Annotated in this window: 11 protein-coding genes and 1 tRNA gene; 10 read left to right on the top strand and 2 right to left on the bottom strand. The window is 59.7% G+C overall.

The genetic code is table 11. The features are described from left to right. The first annotated feature begins 72 nt into the window (after positions 1 to 72). Positions 73 to 642: a glycerol-3-phosphate 1-O-acyltransferase PlsY gene (gene plsY / locus K1567_RS19010; RefSeq protein ID WP_034101082.1), complete on the top strand. Its 570-nt coding sequence runs from the start codon at positions 73 to 75 to the stop codon at positions 640 to 642. 19 nt (positions 643 to 661) lie between these two features. Here the strand turns inward: plsY and tsaD are convergent, their stop codons facing one another. Continuing rightward, positions 662 to 1,687, bottom strand: a complete 1,026-nt coding sequence (gene tsaD / locus K1567_RS19005; RefSeq protein ID WP_040267147.1) for a tRNA (adenosine(37)-N6)-threonylcarbamoyltransferase complex transferase subunit TsaD — start codon at positions 1,685 to 1,687, stop codon at positions 662 to 664. Positions 1,688 to 1,889: 202 nt separating this feature from the next. On the opposite strand from tsaD, the gene rpsU reads away from it, so the two are divergent. From rpsU to K1567_RS18980, 5 genes are all read left to right on the top strand, one after another. Beyond that, on the top strand, positions 1,890 to 2,105 hold the full coding sequence (gene rpsU, locus K1567_RS19000; RefSeq protein ID WP_002551877.1) for a 30S ribosomal protein S21: 216 nt from the start codon (positions 1,890 to 1,892) through the stop codon (positions 2,103 to 2,105). A 442-nt stretch (positions 2,106 to 2,547) separates the two neighbouring features. Then, positions 2,548 to 4,521, top strand: a complete 1,974-nt coding sequence (gene dnaG, locus K1567_RS18995) for a DNA primase (RefSeq protein WP_040267146.1) — start codon at positions 2,548 to 2,550, stop codon at positions 4,519 to 4,521. A 67-nt stretch (positions 4,522 to 4,588) separates the two neighbouring features. Then, a complete protein-coding gene (rpoD, locus tag K1567_RS18990) occupies positions 4,589 to 6,439 on the top strand; it encodes an RNA polymerase sigma factor RpoD (protein ID WP_034101087.1) in 1,851 nt (616 codons plus the stop codon). Positions 6,440 to 6,560: 121 nt separating this feature from the next. After that, positions 6,561 to 10,304 carry a bifunctional diguanylate cyclase/phosphodiesterase gene (locus tag K1567_RS18985; RefSeq protein WP_213548138.1) on the top strand — a complete coding sequence of 1,248 codons (3,744 nt, stop codon included), beginning with the start codon at positions 6,561 to 6,563 and terminating at the stop codon, positions 10,302 to 10,304. A gap of 15 nt (positions 10,305 to 10,319) precedes the next feature. Then, a tRNA-Ile gene (locus K1567_RS18980) sits at positions 10,320 to 10,396 on the top strand. Positions 10,397 to 10,498: 102 nt separating this feature from the next. Here K1567_RS18980 and K1567_RS18975 read toward each other — a convergent pair. After that, the gene (locus K1567_RS18975; RefSeq protein WP_047882506.1) at positions 10,499 to 10,924 is read right to left on the bottom strand and encodes a VOC family protein; all 426 of its coding nucleotides are present in this window, start codon (positions 10,922 to 10,924) and stop codon (positions 10,499 to 10,501) included. A 243-nt stretch (positions 10,925 to 11,167) separates the two neighbouring features. On the opposite strand from K1567_RS18975, the gene K1567_RS18970 reads away from it, so the two are divergent. The 4 genes from K1567_RS18970 (at position 11,168) to pqqF (ending at position 16,691) form a co-directional block, all read left to right on the top strand. Continuing rightward, a complete protein-coding gene (locus K1567_RS18970) occupies positions 11,168 to 11,614 on the top strand; it encodes an Lrp/AsnC family transcriptional regulator (protein WP_034115283.1) in 447 nt (148 codons plus the stop codon). 167 nt (positions 11,615 to 11,781) lie between these two features. After that, the gene (locus K1567_RS18965; protein WP_169868669.1) at positions 11,782 to 13,464 is read left to right on the top strand and encodes an NAD(P)/FAD-dependent oxidoreductase; all 1,683 of its coding nucleotides are present in this window, start codon (positions 11,782 to 11,784) and stop codon (positions 13,462 to 13,464) included. An 11-nt stretch (positions 13,465 to 13,475) separates the two neighbouring features. Then, on the top strand, positions 13,476 to 14,273 hold the full coding sequence (locus tag K1567_RS18960) for a carbon-nitrogen hydrolase family protein (protein ID WP_220698774.1): 798 nt from the start codon (positions 13,476 to 13,478) through the stop codon (positions 14,271 to 14,273). Positions 14,274 to 14,321: 48 nt separating this feature from the next. Further along, on the top strand, positions 14,322 to 16,691 hold the full coding sequence (gene pqqF / locus K1567_RS18955) for a pyrroloquinoline quinone biosynthesis protein PqqF (RefSeq protein ID WP_220699052.1): 2,370 nt from the start codon (positions 14,322 to 14,324) through the stop codon (positions 16,689 to 16,691). Positions 16,692 to 16,836: the final 145 nt, after the last annotated feature.

The following is a 16,836-nucleotide window of genomic DNA, read 5'->3' as shown; positions in this document are numbered from 1 at the left end:
ACTCTTCTCCGCAGCACGACAAGGGCGCGATGCCCCGTTAGAATCAGGGCGTCCTCGCCCGGAATAGTTAGCATGTTTTGGTCACTGGCGATTCTCGCCTACCTGCTCGGCTCGCTGTCCTTCGCCATTTTGCTCAGCCGCCTGACGGGAAATCCCGATCCGCGAATGGGTGGCTCCGGCAATGCCGGCGCTACCAATATGCTGCGTCTGGCCGGCAAAAAACTTGCGGTCCTGACATTACTAGGCGATGTGTGCAAAGGCCTGTTGCCCGTGCTGATCGCCAGCCTTGCCGGCCTGACCCTGCAACAACAGGCCTGGGTGGGCGTATGTGCCGTACTCGGCCATCTGTTTCCCTTGTACTTTCGCTTTCGCGGCGGCAAAGGTGTCGCTACGGCGGCCGGCATGCTGCTGGGGATCTACCCGCCGGCGGCGCTACTGGCCGTACTGGCCTGGCTGCTGACGTTCTACCTGACCCGCACCAGCTCGCTGGCAGCGCTGATCGCCACGCCCCTGACCTTGCCGTTGCTGGCCTGGCAGGAACCGGCGGCGCTATTACCGATGAGCGTGTTGACGCTGCTGATCGTCTGGCGCCATCGCGGCAATTTACGCGACCTGTTTGCTGGGCGCGAACGGCATTTTTAAATACCGGTTCACACCCCCGTTACAAAGGCGACAACTGCTCCATCGGCCAGCGCGCCTGCACGCTGATCGCCAGGCTTTCATGCTGCCCCGCCTGCAAACGCTGGCAACCGGCATAGGCAATCATCGCGCCATTATCGGTGCAGAATTCAGGGCGGGCGTAGAACACATCGCCCTTCATATCGCCGAGCATTTTTTCCAGAGAACTGCGCAACGCCTTGTTGGCGCTGACGCCGCCGGCGATCACCAGACGTTTCATGCCCGCTTGCTTGAGGGCGCGCTTGCACTTGATGGTCAAAGTCTCCACCACGGCCTGCTGGAACGCCAGCGCGATGTCGCAACGGACTTGTTCGCTGTCGTCCCCGGCGCTGATGCTTTGCTGCCAGGTATTGAGCGCGGAGGTTTTCAAGCCGCTGAAGCTGAACATCAGGCCCGGGCGATCGCACATGGGCCGCGGGAACGTGTAGCGACCGGCGACGCCCTTTTCGGCGAGGCGGGCGATTTCCGGTCCACCGGGATAATTGAGGCCCATCATCTTGGCGGTCTTGTCGAAAGCTTCGCCGGCCGCATCATCCAAGGACTCGCCGAGGAGGGTGTATTGGCCGATGCCGTCCACCTGAACCAGCTGCGTATGACCGCCGGATACCAACAAAGCGACGAACGGGAACTGTGGCGGTGTTTTTTCCAGCATCGGGGCCAATAAATGGCCTTCCATATGGTGCACTCCGAGGGCCGGAATGCCCCAGGCGAAAGCCAATGCCTGGGCGCAAGAGGCCCCAACCAGCAGGGCTCCGACCAATCCAGGGCCGGCGGTGTAGGCAATCGCGTCAATCTCGGTCGGCACACAACCGGCCTCGGCCAACACCTGGCGAATCAGCGGCAGCATGCGCTTGACGTGATCACGACTGGCAAGTTCCGGCACCACGCCGCCATAGGCGCGATGCAAGTCGATCTGACTGAACAGTGCGTCGGCCAAAAGCCCGCGTTCACTGTCGTAAAGTGCGACACCGGTTTCGTCGCAGGAGGTTTCAAGTCCCAGTACTAGCATGGGTTTGCGCCTTGTAGAGGCTGAATTCGAAGGCGCGCATAATAGTCGCCGCTCCACTTCCCGACTAGCGGTTTTCGATCAGAGGCTTTGCATTCCGGGCAATGAGGGGTTAACATCCGCAACCCTTAAAAACCGACGACCTCAGCCGTGAATTGTTTGCGACGAGAACGTTGATCCCGGTAATGAAAGAAGGTAGCTCTGGATGCCAGCCGTCAAAGTTAAAGAGAACGAACCCTTCGACGTAGCTCTGCGTCGTTTCAAGCGCTCCTGCGAAAAAGCCGGTGTACTGGCTGAAGTTCGTAGCCGCGAATTTTACGAGAAGCCAACTTCTGAGCGTAAGCGTAAAGCAGCAGCCGCTGTTAAGCGTCACGCCAAGAAAGTTCAGCGCGAACAGCGCCGCGCCGTTCGTCTGTACTAATACACAGACGATCGTAGCAAGCTTCTGCCAAGCCCGGCCCTCAGCCGGGCTAATGGCATTTGCGGATAACGCTTGATGCTTCATCGTCGACGCCGCACATGCGACCGAGACACTGCTTCACACGTCAGGACTGGCTCTTCTGCCAGCGGTGCACGTCTCTTCTGACGAGCCTAACAAGGCTACTGACGAGCACACTTATTTTTATAAACAGGCGATCGACCGTGTCGGCTGTGCCCATCACCGAGCTTCCGAGGCCACCATTGGCCAAGACCGGATGCCTGGGCGACATTTCCAAGCCGAAGACTGATAGACACTAACGTCAGCGAATGTTCGGCAGATACACTTCCTGACAGTCCAAGCAGAGAATTGATGATCAAGCCACCTGACGTGCGCTTGAATACTTCATGGGCCCTCATTTACACGCAGTGATGACGAGAACGCCATGGCCGGGCTAATTCCCCAGAGCTTTATTGACGACCTTCTGAACCGCACCGACATCGTCGATGTTGTCAGCTCGCGCCTGCAAATGAAGAAAGCCGGCAAGAACTACACCGCCTGCTGCCCATTTCACAAAGAAAAGACCCCATCCTTCAGCGTCAGCCCCGACAAGCAGTTCTACTACTGCTTCGGCTGCGGCGCAGGCGGCAATGCCCTCGGCTTTATCATGGACCACGACAACCTGGACTTCCCCCAGGCCGTCGAGGAACTGGCCAAAGCCGCCGGCATGGAAATCCCCCGCGAAGAAAGTGGCCGCACGCACAAACCGCGACAGCCCACCGATTCGCCGCTGTACCCGCTGCTGACGGCCGCTGCCGACTTTTATCGTCAGGCGCTTAAAAGCCACCCACAGCGTAAAGCGGCCGTTGACTACCTCAAGGGGCGCGGCCTCACCGGTGAAATCGCCCGCGACTTCGGGCTTGGCTTCGCCCCACCGGGGTGGGACAACCTGTACAAACACCTGAGCAGCGACACCCTGCAGCAGAAAGCCATGATTGACGCCGGCCTACTGGTGGAAAACGCCGAGACCGGCAAGCGCTATGACCGTTTTCGCGATCGAGTGATGTTCCCGATCCGCGACAGCCGCGGACGGATCATCGCTTTCGGTGGCCGCGTACTCGGCGACGATAAACCCAAGTACCTGAACTCCCCGGAAACGCCGGTCTTCCACAAAGGCCAGGAGTTGTACGGGCTGTTCGAGGCGCGCAAAAACAACCGCAACCTTGACGAAATCATCGTGGTTGAAGGTTACATGGACGTAATCGCCCTCGCCCAACAAGGCCTGCGCAACGCCGTCGCCACCTTGGGTACCGCCACCAGCGAAGAGCACATGAAACGCCTGTTTCGCGTGGTGCCCAGCGTATTGTTCTGCTTCGATGGCGATCAGGCTGGCCGCAATGCCGCTTGGCGCGCACTCGAAGCCACGCTGTCGAGCCTGCAAGATGGCCGACGCGCGCGCTTCCTGTTCTTGCCCGAAGGCGAAGACCCGGACACCCTGGTGCGCTCCGAAGGCACCGACGCCTTCCGCGCACGCATCAATCAACATGCGCAGCCGCTGGCGGACTATTTCTTCCAGCAACTGACCGAAGAAGCTGACCCGCGCTCCCTCGAAGGCAAGGCCCACATGGCCACCCTCGCAGCGCCGCTGATCGACAAAGTGCCCGGCGCTAACCTGCGCACCTTGATGCGCCAGCGCCTTTTGGAAATCACCGGACTCAGCGGCGAAGCCGTGAGCCAACTGGTCCATAACGCACCGCAGGATACCCCGCCCGCCTACGACCCCGGCATGGACTATGACGCCATGCCTGACTATGCCGACTTCCATCCACAGCAGGAGGCATATGCCCCGCAGCAGGAATGGATACCAAAAAAACCCGGCGCCGGCGGCAAGAAGTGGGACAACAAGAAACCCTGGAACAAGAACGGTAAACGCGGTGATCGCGATGAGGCATATGCCCCGCGCACCCCGGTCGCTGTAGAAGCGCCAACGCTGATTGCCCTGCGCACACTAATTCACCACCCGCAATTGGCGGGCAAGGTTGAAAGTGCGGATCATTTTGCCAACGAGAGCAACACTTACGCCCAGGTACTGATCGCATTGATCGAGGCGATGCAGAAAAATCCTAAGCTAAACTCTATTCAGCTGATGGCTCGTTGGCATGGCACCGAACAAGGCCGACTGTTGAAAGCGCTCGCGGAAAAGGAGTGGCTAATTGACGGCGATAACCTTGAACAACAGTTTTTAGACACCATTACTAGGTTATCCGCGGGTCAGCATACGCAGACCCTCGATGAACTTATCAAGAGAGCAAGGCAGCCTGGATTATCGGCTGAAGAGCAAATTCAGATAGCAAAACAGATGCGCGACCTCTTAAAACAGAATGTTTCCGCATCAAACCCGACCTCAGCTGGCGTGTGAGGTCATAGCTCGGGTATAATCCTCGGCTTGTTTTTTGCCCGCCAAGACCTTCAGTGGATAGGGTGTTATGTCCGGAAAAGCGCAACAGCAGTCTCGTATCAAAGAGTTGATCACACTGGGTCGTGAGCAGGGTTACCTGACTTACGCGGAGGTCAACGACCACCTGCCTGAGGATATTTCAGATCCAGAGCAGGTGGAAGACATCATCCGCATGATTAACGACATGGGGATCAACGTATTCGAAACTGCGCCAGATAAGGATTCCCTTATGCTGGCCGACGCCGATACCGACGAAGCCGCCGCTGAAGAAGCTGCCGCCGCGTTGGCTGCGGTGGAGACCGATATCGGTCGCACGACGGACCCTGTGCGCATGTATATGCGTGAAATGGGTACGGTCGAGCTGCTGACACGTGAAGGCGAAATTGAAATCGCCAAACGTATCGAAGAGGGCATCCGTGAAGTGATGGGCGCAATCGCGCACTTCCCAGGCACGGTTGACCACATTCTCTCCGAGTACACCCGTGTGACCACCGAAGGTGGCCGCCTCTCCGACGTCCTGAGCGGTTACATCGACCCGGATGACGGCATTGCGCCGCCTGCCGCCGAAGTGCCACCGCCTGTCGATGCGAAAGCCGCGAAAGCCGACGACGATTCCGATGACGACGATGCTGAAGCCAGCAGCGACGATGAAGAAGAAGTCGAAAGCGGTCCGGACCCGATCATCGCTGCCCAACGCTTCGGTGCGGTTTCCGATCAAATGGAAATCACCCGCAAGGCCCTGAAAAAGCACGGTCGCGCCAACAAGCAGGCCATTGCCGAGCTGCTGGCACTGGCTGAGCTGTTCATGCCGATCAAGCTGGTACCGAAGCAATTCGAAGGCTTGGTTGAACGCGTTCGCAGCGCTCTTGAGCGCCTGCGTGCACAAGAGCGTGCAATTATGCAGCTCTGTGTTCGTGATGCACGCATGCCGCGTACAGACTTCCTGCGCCAGTTCCCGGGCAACGAAGTGGACGAAAGCTGGACCGACGCACTGGCCAAAGGCAAAGCGAAGTACGCTGAAGCCATCGGTCGCCTGCAACCGGACATCATTCGTTGCCAGCAGAAGCTGAGCGCGCTTGAGGCCGAAACCGGTCTGACGATTGCCGAGATCAAGGACATCAACCGTCGCATGTCGATCGGTGAGGCCAAGGCCCGCCGCGCGAAGAAAGAGATGGTTGAAGCCAACTTGCGTCTGGTGATCTCCATCGCCAAGAAGTACACCAACCGTGGCCTGCAATTCCTCGACCTGATCCAGGAAGGCAACATCGGCTTGATGAAGGCTGTGGACAAGTTCGAATACCGTCGCGGCTACAAGTTCTCGACTTATGCCACCTGGTGGATCCGTCAGGCGATCACTCGCTCGATCGCCGACCAGGCCCGCACCATCCGTATTCCGGTGCACATGATCGAGACCATCAACAAGCTCAACCGTATTTCCCGGCAGATGCTGCAGGAAATGGGTCGCGAACCGACCCCGGAAGAGCTGGGCGAACGCATGGAAATGCCTGAGGATAAAATCCGCAAGGTATTGAAGATCGCTAAAGAGCCGATCTCCATGGAAACCCCGATTGGTGATGACGAAGACTCCCACCTGGGTGACTTCATCGAAGACTCGACCATGCAGTCGCCAATCGATGTCGCCACCGTTGAGAGCCTTAAAGAAGCGACTCGCGATGTACTGTCCGGCCTCACTGCCCGTGAAGCCAAGGTACTGCGCATGCGTTTCGGCATCGACATGAATACCGACCACACCCTTGAGGAAGTCGGTAAGCAGTTTGACGTGACCCGCGAGCGGATCCGTCAAATCGAAGCCAAGGCGTTGCGCAAGTTGCGCCACCCGACGCGAAGCGAGCATCTACGCTCCTTCCTCGACGAGTGATACCAGAACCCCCGGCCCAGGCCGGGGGTTTTGTTTTGCCCAGATAAAAATCCCCGCTTCACCCCTCCTGAGAAATGCCCGTCTACACTCGAAACATTCCCCGTGCCATAACGAGACCGTTATGCCCAGTTTGCCGACCGTGATACTGCTGTCGCTGCTGACCTGGACCGCAACGGCTGGCGCGTTGACTCTCACTGAAGATGAGCGTGGCTGGTTGGCGGACCATCAGGAGCTGCGCTTGGGGGTGGACACTTCGTGGCCTCCCTTCGAATATCGTGACGAGAATGGCCACTACCAGGGCCTGGCTGCGGACTATGTGCGCCTGATTCAGGATCGCCTGGGCATCAAGATTAAACTGATCGAGCCGGCGAGCTGGGGCCAGGTGTTGGAGCAGGCTCGAAACAGTCAACTCGATCTCATACCGGGCGTCATGTCCACACCGGAGCGCCAGAACTTCCTGGCCTTCACTCGACCTTACATCGACTTTCCAATGGTCATCCTTGCTCACGAAGGTGGGACGCGCCCGCGCACGCTCAAGGAGCTCTATGGGTTAAAAATTGCCGTAGTGGAAAACTACGCCCCCCATGAATTACTGCGTACCCATCATCCCGATCTCAATCTGGTCGCCTTGCCCAATGTCAGCTCCACACTCCAGGCGCTGGCCACCGGAAAGGTGGACGCCGTAGTCAGCGACCTGGCCTCAAGTGTCTGGAGCCTGCGCGAACTTAAACTCGAAGGCTTATACGTCAGCGGCGAAACGCCCTACCGCTATCAACTGGCGATGGGAGTGCCACGGAACGACAAGATACTGGTGAGCATCCTCGACAAAGTACTGGCGGACCTCAGCCCTGACGAAACCAGCGCGATCCAGCAACACTGGGTGGGTAATTTCTCGGATAACCGCACTTTCTGGAACGATCTGCTGCTATACGGCCTGCCCGCACTGCTGTTGATGAGCGCCGTATTGATCATCGCGATTCGGATCAATCGCCGGCTCAGCTCGGAGATTTCCCGCCGCGTCGCGCTTGAACAAGAACTGCGCAGTAGCGAATACCACTACCGCAGCCTGGTGGAGAGTTTGTCGGCCATTGCCTGGGAAGCCAGCATCGCTGATTTTACCTACAGCTATGTGTCCCCCCACGCCGAGGAACTGCTGGGCTATCCCCGCGCGCATTGGCTGATTCCAGGGTTCTGGCGCAACATCATCCACCCCGCCGATCTGACCCGCACCGAAGCCTATTGCCACCGTGAAACCCGCGCCAAGCGCGATCACAGCGTTGACTACCGCGTAATCACTGCCGACGGCCGCTGCCTGTGGGTACGCGACATCGTTAGCCTGATCGAACACGGCCATGAGCCCGTCCTGCGCGGCTTGATGATTGATATCAGCGAAGCCAAGCGCACCGAAGAGGCGCTGCAGCTGTCCGAGCAGAAGTTCGCTTCGGTGTTCCAACAATGCCCGGACATATTAGTAATCGCCCGTTTCAGCGATGGTTGCCTGCTAGAGGTCAATAAAGCGTTTGAAGACCAGATCGGCTTAAGCGCTGCTCAAGTACTGGGTAAAACCGCCACTGAATTGAACATTTGGGGCATCGACGACGCAGGGCCCGACTTGCTGCATCGGGTGCAGACCACCAGCATTCGCAATCTGGAAATGTCCTTTCGACGCAGCAACGGCCAAGCCTTCACCGGGCTGATTTCCGCGGAGCCATTCCAGCTCGACATGGTGGAAGCCATCGTCGTGGTGGTGCGCGACATCACCCAGCTCAAGGAAACCCAGCAACAGCTGCAAACCTCCGAGGAGAAATTCGCCAAGGCCTTTCATGCCTCGCCCGATGGCTTGCTGCTCAGCCGCCAGCGCGACGGGCTGCTGATTGAGTTCAACGAAGGTTTCAGTCGCCTCACCGGTTTCACCGCCGCCACGTCCATCGATCAGACCGCCTTGGAGCTGGGCATCTGGGTCGACCTCAATGAACGCAAACACCTGTTGGAACTGATGCGCCGCGACGGGTTTGTGCGCGATTTCATCTGTCATATCCGCCGTGCCGACGGCCTGATACGTCTGTGCGAATTGTCCAGCCGCCCGCTACCCATTGGCGACGAGGACTGCATGCTCACCATTGCCCGGGACATCACTGAACGCCAGCTGATGCAAGAAAAGCTGCAGCAGGCCGCCACTGTGTTCGAGAGCACCGCTGAAGGCGTACTGATTACCGACACTCGGCAGAACATCATCGCCGTCAACCGCGCCTTCAGCGAGATCACCGGCTACAGCGAGGCCGAAGCACTTGGCCAAACACCACGCTTGCTGGCCTCCGGTCTGCATGACAGTGCCTTCTATGCGGCGATGTGGCATCAGTTGACCTCTCACGGCCATTGGCAGGGCGAGATTTCCAACCGGCGCAAGAGCAGCGAGCTGTACCCCAGTTGGTTGACCATCAGCGCCGTGCGTAACCGCGAGAATGTCGTCACTCACTTCGTGGCGGTGTTCGCCGATATCTCCAGCCTCAAACTGGCCCAGGCCCGACTCGACTACCAAGCTCATCATGACCCCCTTACCGGCCTGCCGAATCGCACGCTGTTTGAAAACCGGCTACAAGCCGCGCTCAACGGCCATCAGCAAACCGGCAAACAAGGCGCTGTGCTGTTCCTCGACCTCGACCGCTTCAAGCACATCAATGACAGTCTCGGCCACCCTGTCGGCGACCTGCTGCTTAAAGGCATCGCGCTGCGCCTCAAGGAGCAACTGCGCGACATCGACACCGTCGCGCGTCTGGGCGGCGACGAATTCATCATCCTGTTACCCGGCCTGCAACATGAAGGCGATGCCGAGCACTTGGCCAATAAACTGCTGGCATGCTTCACGCCGCCGTTTCAGGCCGGCGAGCATGAGTTCTTTATCAGCGCGAGCATCGGCACCAGCCTCTATCCCCAGGACGGCACCGACGTCGCCACTCTGGTCAAGAACGCCGATGCCGCGATGTACCGCTCCAAGGCCAAGGGGCGTAATCGTGTCGAATGCTATACCCGCGACCTCACGGTTCAAGCCAAGGAGCGCGTAGCCTTGGAACATGAGCTGCGCCGCGCCATCGAACGCAATGAGTGCAGCCTCTATTACCAACCCAAACTCTGCCTGAAGACCCACGCCCTGATCGGCGCCGAAGCCTTGATCCGCTGGCACCACCCAACCTTTGGCGACGTGCCGCCCGAACACTTCATCCCGCTCGCTGAAGAGAACGGCATGATCCTGCAAATCGGCGACTGGGTGCTGGAACAAGCCTGCCGCCAACTTCACGCCTGGCAAGGCACGTTCGATGATTTCGGCCCGCTGTCGGTCAACCTCGCCGGCGCACAGTTGCGTCATCCCAACCTGCTGCCGCGCATCGAACAACTGCTGCACGACTACCGCCTGGAGCCCGGCTGCCTGCAACTGGAGATCACCGAAAACTTCATCATGAGCCAGGCCGAAGAAGCCCTCGATGTGCTGCACGAACTCAAACGTTTGGGCGTCCAACTGGCGATCGACGACTTCGGCACTGGGTATTCCTCCCTCAGCTACCTCAAACGCTTGCCGCTGGACTTCCTTAAGATCGACCAATCCTTCGTCCGCGGCCTGCCCGATGACCCCCACGACGTTGCCATCGTGCGCGCCATCATCGCCCTGGGCCACAGCATGCAATTCACCATCATTGCCGAAGGCGTGGAAAACCCCGCACAACAAGCCTTCCTTGCCGACGAAGGCTGCGAACAGATGCAAGGCTACATCGTCAGCCTGCCTTTGCCGCCGGAGCTTTTTGCCGCCACGTTCCTTCGTATGACAGTTGAGGACTTTTCGGATAGCACAGCGAGGAAACCATCGCTATAATCCGCGACCTGTTAAGGGCCTATAGCTCAGTTGGTCAGAGCAGAGGACTCATAATCCTTTGGTCCACGGTTCAAGTCCGTGTGGGCCCACCAACTCCAAAGCCGCGCATTGCGCGGCTTTCGCGTATCTGGCGTTTGATAAATAGCAGCCAATAATCTCAAAAAGCCTGACACCGTCCACAAAACGTCCATAGCTCACTTGGCAAACAACTGCCCAATATCTTTGAACGCCTTGAATTCCAGTGCATTCCCGCACGGATCAAACAGGAACAACGTGGCCTGCTCCCCCACCTGCCCCTTGAAGCGAATATGCGGTTCCAGCACGAACTTCGTCTGCCTGGCTTGCAGGCGCTCGGCCAGGGCATGCCAGTCTTCCCACCCCAACACCACACCAAAATGCGGCACGGGCACGTTGTGGCCATCGACTGCGTTAGTGTGCGCCGCTTGCTGGGACGCGGTCTGCGGGTGTTCGTGGATCACCAGTTGATGGCCGAAGAAGTTGAAGTCGACCCAGTGTTCGCTGGAACGCCCTTCCTCCAGGCCGAAGACCTCACGGTAGAAGTACCGCGCGGCCGCCAGATCGAATACAGGAATTGCCAGGTGAAAAGGAGCGAGTGCCATCAGGTCAACCCTCTTTTGGATTTTTGAATGCCTGGGAGTTTAGCCTTGCTCCCGCCGATGAAAAGACGATAGTTTTCGCGCCGAGCTCAAATAATTTCGATGATTTAAGGGGCCGAAGCTGCGCGAGTCGCAGCCCTCGTCTCGGTCTCTCGCCATGGCACCTTTGCGGCCACCAGGCTACTTGCTGGCCGGCGCAAGCCTGTAACATGCCCGCCCATCGCCGCCTTCACTGGAGTTCTGCCCTTGTCTGTCCTGGATGAAATCGATCGCCAACTGATCGCCGCGCTGCAGATCAATGCCCGCGAAAGCGTGGCCATGCTGGCCCGCCAACTGGGCATCGCGCGCACCACGGTCACCTCGCGCCTGGCGCGCCTGGAGAAAACCCAAGTGATCACCGGTTATGGCGTGCGCCTGGGCCAGCGCGTGGTGGATGGCGGCCTGCAGGCCTATGTTGGCATCACCGTACAGCCGCGCTCCGGTAAAGAAGTACTGCGCAGGCTCAGCGCCATGGCTCAGGTGCAACAGCTGTGCGCGGTGAGCGGCGAGTTCGATTATGTGGCGTGGTTGCGCACCGATTCGCCGGAACAGTTGGACCAACTGCTGGACCAGATCGGCAGCGTCGACGGTGTGGAGAAAACCACCACGTCGATCATCCTCAGTAACAAATTGGATCGCGGCCAGCCAATTTGACTAATCATCTCGTCATATTGACTAAAATCAATCCAATCCGACGACACATTGCGTCTTATTAACGATCACAACCGTCCCTAAACTGGCTGCCATCTTTTCCTATACTCAGCGGGTCGCGTCCCGCCAAGCCGTCAGTAAGGTCAGCCATGAGCATTCCGTCCAGCACCATCAGCAAGACCAATCGCCACCCTGCCGACGGCAAAAAACCCATCACCATCTTTGGCCCGGACTTTCCGTTTGCATTCGATGACTGGATTGAACATCCGGCCGGCCTGGGCAGCATTCCCGCCGAACACCATGGCGCCGAAGTGGCGATCGTCGGCGCCGGCATCGCCGGGCTGGTTGCGGCTTACGAGCTGATGAAGCTGGGCCTCAAACCGGTGATGTATGAAGCCTCGAAAATGGGCGGCCGCTTGCGTTCCCAGGCGTTTGAAGGGGCCGAAGGCATCATTGCCGAACTCGGCGGCATGCGCTTCCCGGTGTCGTCCACCGCGTTCTATCACTATGTAGACAAACTGGGTCTGGACACCAAACCGTTCCCCAACCCACTGACACCCGCCTCCGGCAGTACCGTGATCGACCTTGAAGGTCAGACCCACTACGCACAAAAATTGTCGGATCTGCCGGCCCTGTTCCAGGAAGTGGCTGACGCCTGGGCCGATGCGCTGGAGGCCGGTTCGCAGTTCGGCGATATCCAGCAGGCCATCCGCGACCGCGACGTACCGCGCCTCAAGGCCCTGTGGAACAAGCTGGTGCCGTTGTGGGACGACCGCACGTTTTATGATTTTGTCGCCACTTCCAAAGCCTTCGCCAAACTGTCGTTTCACCACCGCGAAGTGTTCGGCCAGGTCGGTTTCGGCACCGGAGGCTGGGACTCGGACTTCCCCAACTCGATGTTGGAGATATTCCGCGTGGTGATGACCAACTGCGACGACCACCAGCACCTGGTGGTCGGCGGCGTGGCCCAGGTGCCCATGGGCATCTGGCGCCATGTGCCGGAACGTTGCGCCCACTGGCCGGCCGGCACCAGCCTCAGCACACTGCACCGTGGCGCGCCACGGGCTGGGGTCAAGCGTATCGCCCACGCCGCCAATGGCCGCTTTGCCGTCACCGACACCTACGGCGACACCCGCGAATACGCTGCCGTGCTGACCACCTGCCAGAGCTGGCTGCTGACCACCCAGATCGAGTGCGATGAAACCCTGTTCTCGCAAAAGATGTGGATGGCACTGGACCGCACTCGCTACATGCAGTCCTCGAAAACCTTCGTGATGGTCGACCGCCCGTTCTGGAAGGACAAAGATCCAGAAACCGGCCGTGACCTGATGAGCATGACCCTCACCGACCGTCTGACCCGGGGCACTTACCTGTTCGACAATGGCGACGACAAGCCTGGGGTGATCTGCCTGTCCTACTCGTGGATGAGCGATGCGCTGAAGATGCTGCCGCAGCCCATCGATAAACGGGTGAAACTGGCCCTGGACGCGTTGAGCAAGATCTACCCGAAAGTCGACATCAAGGCGCGCATCATCGGCGACCCGATCACCGTGTCCTGGGAGGCCGACCCGCATTTCCTCGGTGCCTTCAAAGGCGCGCTGCCTGGGCACTATCGTTATAACCAGCGCATGTATGCGCATTTTATGCAAAAGGACATGCCTGCCGAACAACGCGGGATCTTCATCGCCGGGGACGACGTGTCCTGGACACCCGCATGGGTGGAAGGCGCGGTGCAAACCTCACTGAATGCCGTATGGGGCATCATGAATCACTTTGGCGGTCGCACTCACCCCGAAAACCCGGGGCCAGGTGATGTGTTCGACGAGATCGGACCAATCGCCCTCGCCGATTAAGGAGCCAGGCCATGCGTGTCGCGATCTACCAATGCCCACCGCTGCCGCTGGATGTGGCCGCGAACCTTAAACGCTTGCACACCGTGGCGCGCGAGGCGTCCGGCAGCGCCGATGTGCTGGTGCTGCCGGAAATGTTTCTGACCGGCTATAACATCGGGGCCAAAGCCGCCGGGGCGCTGGCCGAAGCGCCGGACGGGGACTCGGCGCAAGCGATTGCCAAGCTGGCGAAAAACGCCGGCCTGGCCATCCTGTATGGCTACCCGGAACGGGCCAATGACGGGCAGATCTACAACGCCGTGCAACTGATCGACGCCGACGGTCAGCGCCTGTGCAATTACCGCAAGACTCATTTGTTCGGCGATCTGGACCACTCGATGTTCAGTGCCGGGGACGATGATTTCCCGCTGGTGGAACTCAACGGCTGGAGGCTCGGGATGCTGATCTGTTACGACTTGGAGTTCCCGGAAAACACCCGGCGCCTGGCCCTGGCCGGCGCCGTACTGATTCTGGTGCCCACCGCGAATATGGTGCCGTTCGATTTCGTCGCCGACGTAACCGTGCGAGCGCGGGCCTTCGAGAACCAGTGCTACGTGGCTTACGCCAACTACTGCGGGAACGAAGAGGACATTCACTATTGCGGGCAGAGCAGCCTGGCAGCACCGAATGGCGAGCGCATCGCCCTCGCAGGTCTGGATGAAGCCTTGATTGTCGGCACCCTGGATCACCAGGCAATCCTCAACGCGCGCATGGCCAATGACTATTTGCAGGACCGTCGCCCCGAGCTGTACGGCACGCTGCACAAGCCCTGATCCCGCAGGTTTGCTAGCATGAGCGCTTCCCACGCTTTGGAAGTGCCCATGCCCGCCCCGGCCTACCCTCACCCTGCCACCCTGACTCTGGCCAACGGCCTGCGTGTCACCCTGCACGCTGCACCCCATTTAAAGCGCTGCGCCGCTGTGGTGCGGGTGGCCGCCGGTAGCCATGATGCGCCCTTGGCGTGGCCGGGGTTGGCGCACTTTCTGGAACACCTGTTGTTCCTGGGGACTGAGCGCTTTCCGACAGGCGAAGGGCTGATGACCTACGTGCAGCAGCATGGCGGACAGGTCAACGCCAGCACCCGTGAACGCACCACCGAATTTTTCTTCGAACTGCCGGTGTCGAACGTTGCACAAGGGCTGGAGCGGTTGGCGGATATGCTGGCGCGCCCACGCCTGGCACTGGACGATCAGCTACGGGAGCGCGAAGTGCTGCAAGCGGAGTTCGTGGCCTGGTCCCAAGACGCCAAGGCCCAGCAGCAAGTGGCCTTGCTCGAAGGTGTGGCGAACGGTCATCCGCTGCGCGACTTCCATGCCGGCAACCGGGACAGCCTGCCGGTGGAAACCGAGGCCTTTCAGCAAGGCTTGAGGACATTTCACGCGCAGTTCTATCAGAGCGGGCAGATGACACTGAGCCTGGCCGGTCCCCAACCGCTGGATCAACTCCAAGCCCTGGCGCACCGCTTCGGCGAAATCATCGTCCCCGGTTCCGGACAACCACAGGTGGCACCACCAGCCCTGATGCAAAGCCAGCCCCAGGCTTATCGCCATGTCGCCGGACAGCATCTGCACCACGTCATCGCCTGCAACGCACCACGTGAAGCCCTGGAGTTCCTGTGTACCTGGCTCAACAACCCAGCGCCCGGCGGCCTATTGGCCGAACTGCAAGCCCAAGGCCTGGCCACCGCGTTGCACGCCAGCGTGCTCTATCACTTCGCCGGGCAGGCGCTGTTGGACATCGACGTTACGCTCAGCCAGCCAGGCGAGCCGGCAGCTCAGGTTGAAGCGTTGCTGCACGACTGGCTGGGCTTTTTCGCACACAGTGATTGGACGTCACTGCGCGAAGAGTTCGCCCGATTGACCGCGCGCCAGCGGCAGGTCCAGGGCGCATTGGCCCTGGCCCGCAACGACCGCGAAGCCCTGTCGGATCACGACATCACCGCGCTGCGCACGCTGCTGGATTCACTGCACCTGCCATGCGCTCGGCACTTATGGCAACTGCCCCCCCACAACCCCTTCCTGCGCCCGCCGGTCAAAGACCAACGCGCCGGCTTGATTCGTGGCCAGACCAGCGCCCATCGCGGCTTGCGCACCTTTGCCCAGGACCGCTCGCGGGGCCGTAGGGATGCAGCCGCGCTGACCTTCAGCCAGGCTCTACCCATAGACAGCCAGGAAGGTGCGCTGTACTTGAACTGGCGATTTGACTCGCGCGCGCCGTCCGGGCTGGAAGGTGCGCTGCATGCTTTGAGCGAAAACGCTCGCCAAGCGGGGCTTGAGTTGACCGTTGAAACGATCGGCCATGATTGGCGGGTCAGTCTGGTCGGGCTTCACGCGCTCATGCCGACGGTACTTGAAGCGTTAGCGCAAAATCTGACGCAAGCACAGGAAACACCCGACACCACGCCGCCGCTGCTCGCCATTCGTACGCTGCTTAAAGCGCTGCCCGCCTGCTGCGCAGAGACCACGGCCGCAGATGCACATGACACCGTGTCCTGGAACACCGCGCGTTGGCATGGGCTGGGAGTAGGTTTGCCGCCGGCGTGCGAGGCGCTGATAAAGACAGCGGCCGCGCGACTGCCGGGGCAACCGACGAGCATTGAACGCCACACCCGAGACCTCAAAGGCCAACGCGTATGGCATGAGGTCAACACTGACGCCAGCGAAGCAGCCCTGCTGCTGTTCTGTCCGACACCCAGCCCTTCCCTGGCGGATGAAGCCGCGTGGCGCCTGCTCGCTCATCGGGTCCAGGGGCCGTTTTACCAACGCCTGCGGGTGGAACAGCAGATCGGCTACGCCGTGTTCAGTGGTATCCGACAGATCAGCGGGCAGACCGGCCTGTTGTTTGGCGTGCAATCGCCCCATCTGTCGCTGGATGAAATTGTGCAGCAGCTGCACAGTTTCCTGGAGCAGCTGCCTGGGCTGATCGAAGACGACACCGACTTGGGCAACGCGGCCCTGGCGCAGCAGTTCGCTGTCGATATCCTCCCCACCGCACAGGCGTCGCAACTGATTTGGCACTCGCACCTGGCGGGCCATCCGTCGGATTATCTCGCGCTGCTTCAACGACATATCCGTGACTGCACGCACGCAGACCTGCAGCGCGCCGCTCAGCAGCTGAACCACGCCGCTGGTGGCTGGCACTGCGTGGCCAACGGCCCACACACAGCGAACGCTTGGCCTCTCAATAACTGATCATTGCCGCCCCTGTAACAGCCTTTTTCCACCAAGACAGCGCTAACTTGAAAAGAATTAAGTAACATTCCCACGCACGCATCTGAACATCTCCGACAGGAGGTGGACTATATGTATTACTTGGTAGTAAACGTCCCATCCCTTC

It is taken from the genome of Pseudomonas sp. S5F11, assembly GCF_019641515.1.
GTDB lineage: Bacteria > Pseudomonadota > Gammaproteobacteria > Pseudomonadales > Pseudomonadaceae > Aquipseudomonas > Aquipseudomonas rhodesiae.
Note: the sequence above shows the minus strand (reverse complement) of the source record. Positions and strands in the feature narration are given on the sequence as shown.

Coding starts and splice junctions, on each gene's coding strand:
- rpoD (WP_034101087.1), top strand. CDS start 4,589: ATGTCCGGAAAAGCGCAACAGCAGTCTCGTATCAAAGAGTTGATCACA.
- tsaD (WP_040267147.1), bottom strand. CDS start 1,687: ATGCTAGTACTGGGACTTGAAACCTCCTGCGACGAAACCGGTGTCGCA.
- K1567_RS18985 (WP_213548138.1), top strand. CDS start 6,561: ATGCCCAGTTTGCCGACCGTGATACTGCTGTCGCTGCTGACCTGGACC.
- rpsU (WP_002551877.1), top strand. CDS start 1,890: ATGCCAGCCGTCAAAGTTAAAGAGAACGAACCCTTCGACGTAGCTCTG.
- plsY (WP_034101082.1), top strand. CDS start 73: ATGTTTTGGTCACTGGCGATTCTCGCCTACCTGCTCGGCTCGCTGTCC.
- K1567_RS18975 (WP_047882506.1), bottom strand. CDS start 10,924: ATGGCACTCGCTCCTTTTCACCTGGCAATTCCTGTATTCGATCTGGCG.
- dnaG (WP_040267146.1), top strand. CDS start 2,548: ATGGCCGGGCTAATTCCCCAGAGCTTTATTGACGACCTTCTGAACCGC.
- K1567_RS18960 (WP_220698774.1), top strand. CDS start 13,476: ATGCGTGTCGCGATCTACCAATGCCCACCGCTGCCGCTGGATGTGGCC.
- pqqF (WP_220699052.1), top strand. CDS start 14,322: ATGCCCGCCCCGGCCTACCCTCACCCTGCCACCCTGACTCTGGCCAAC.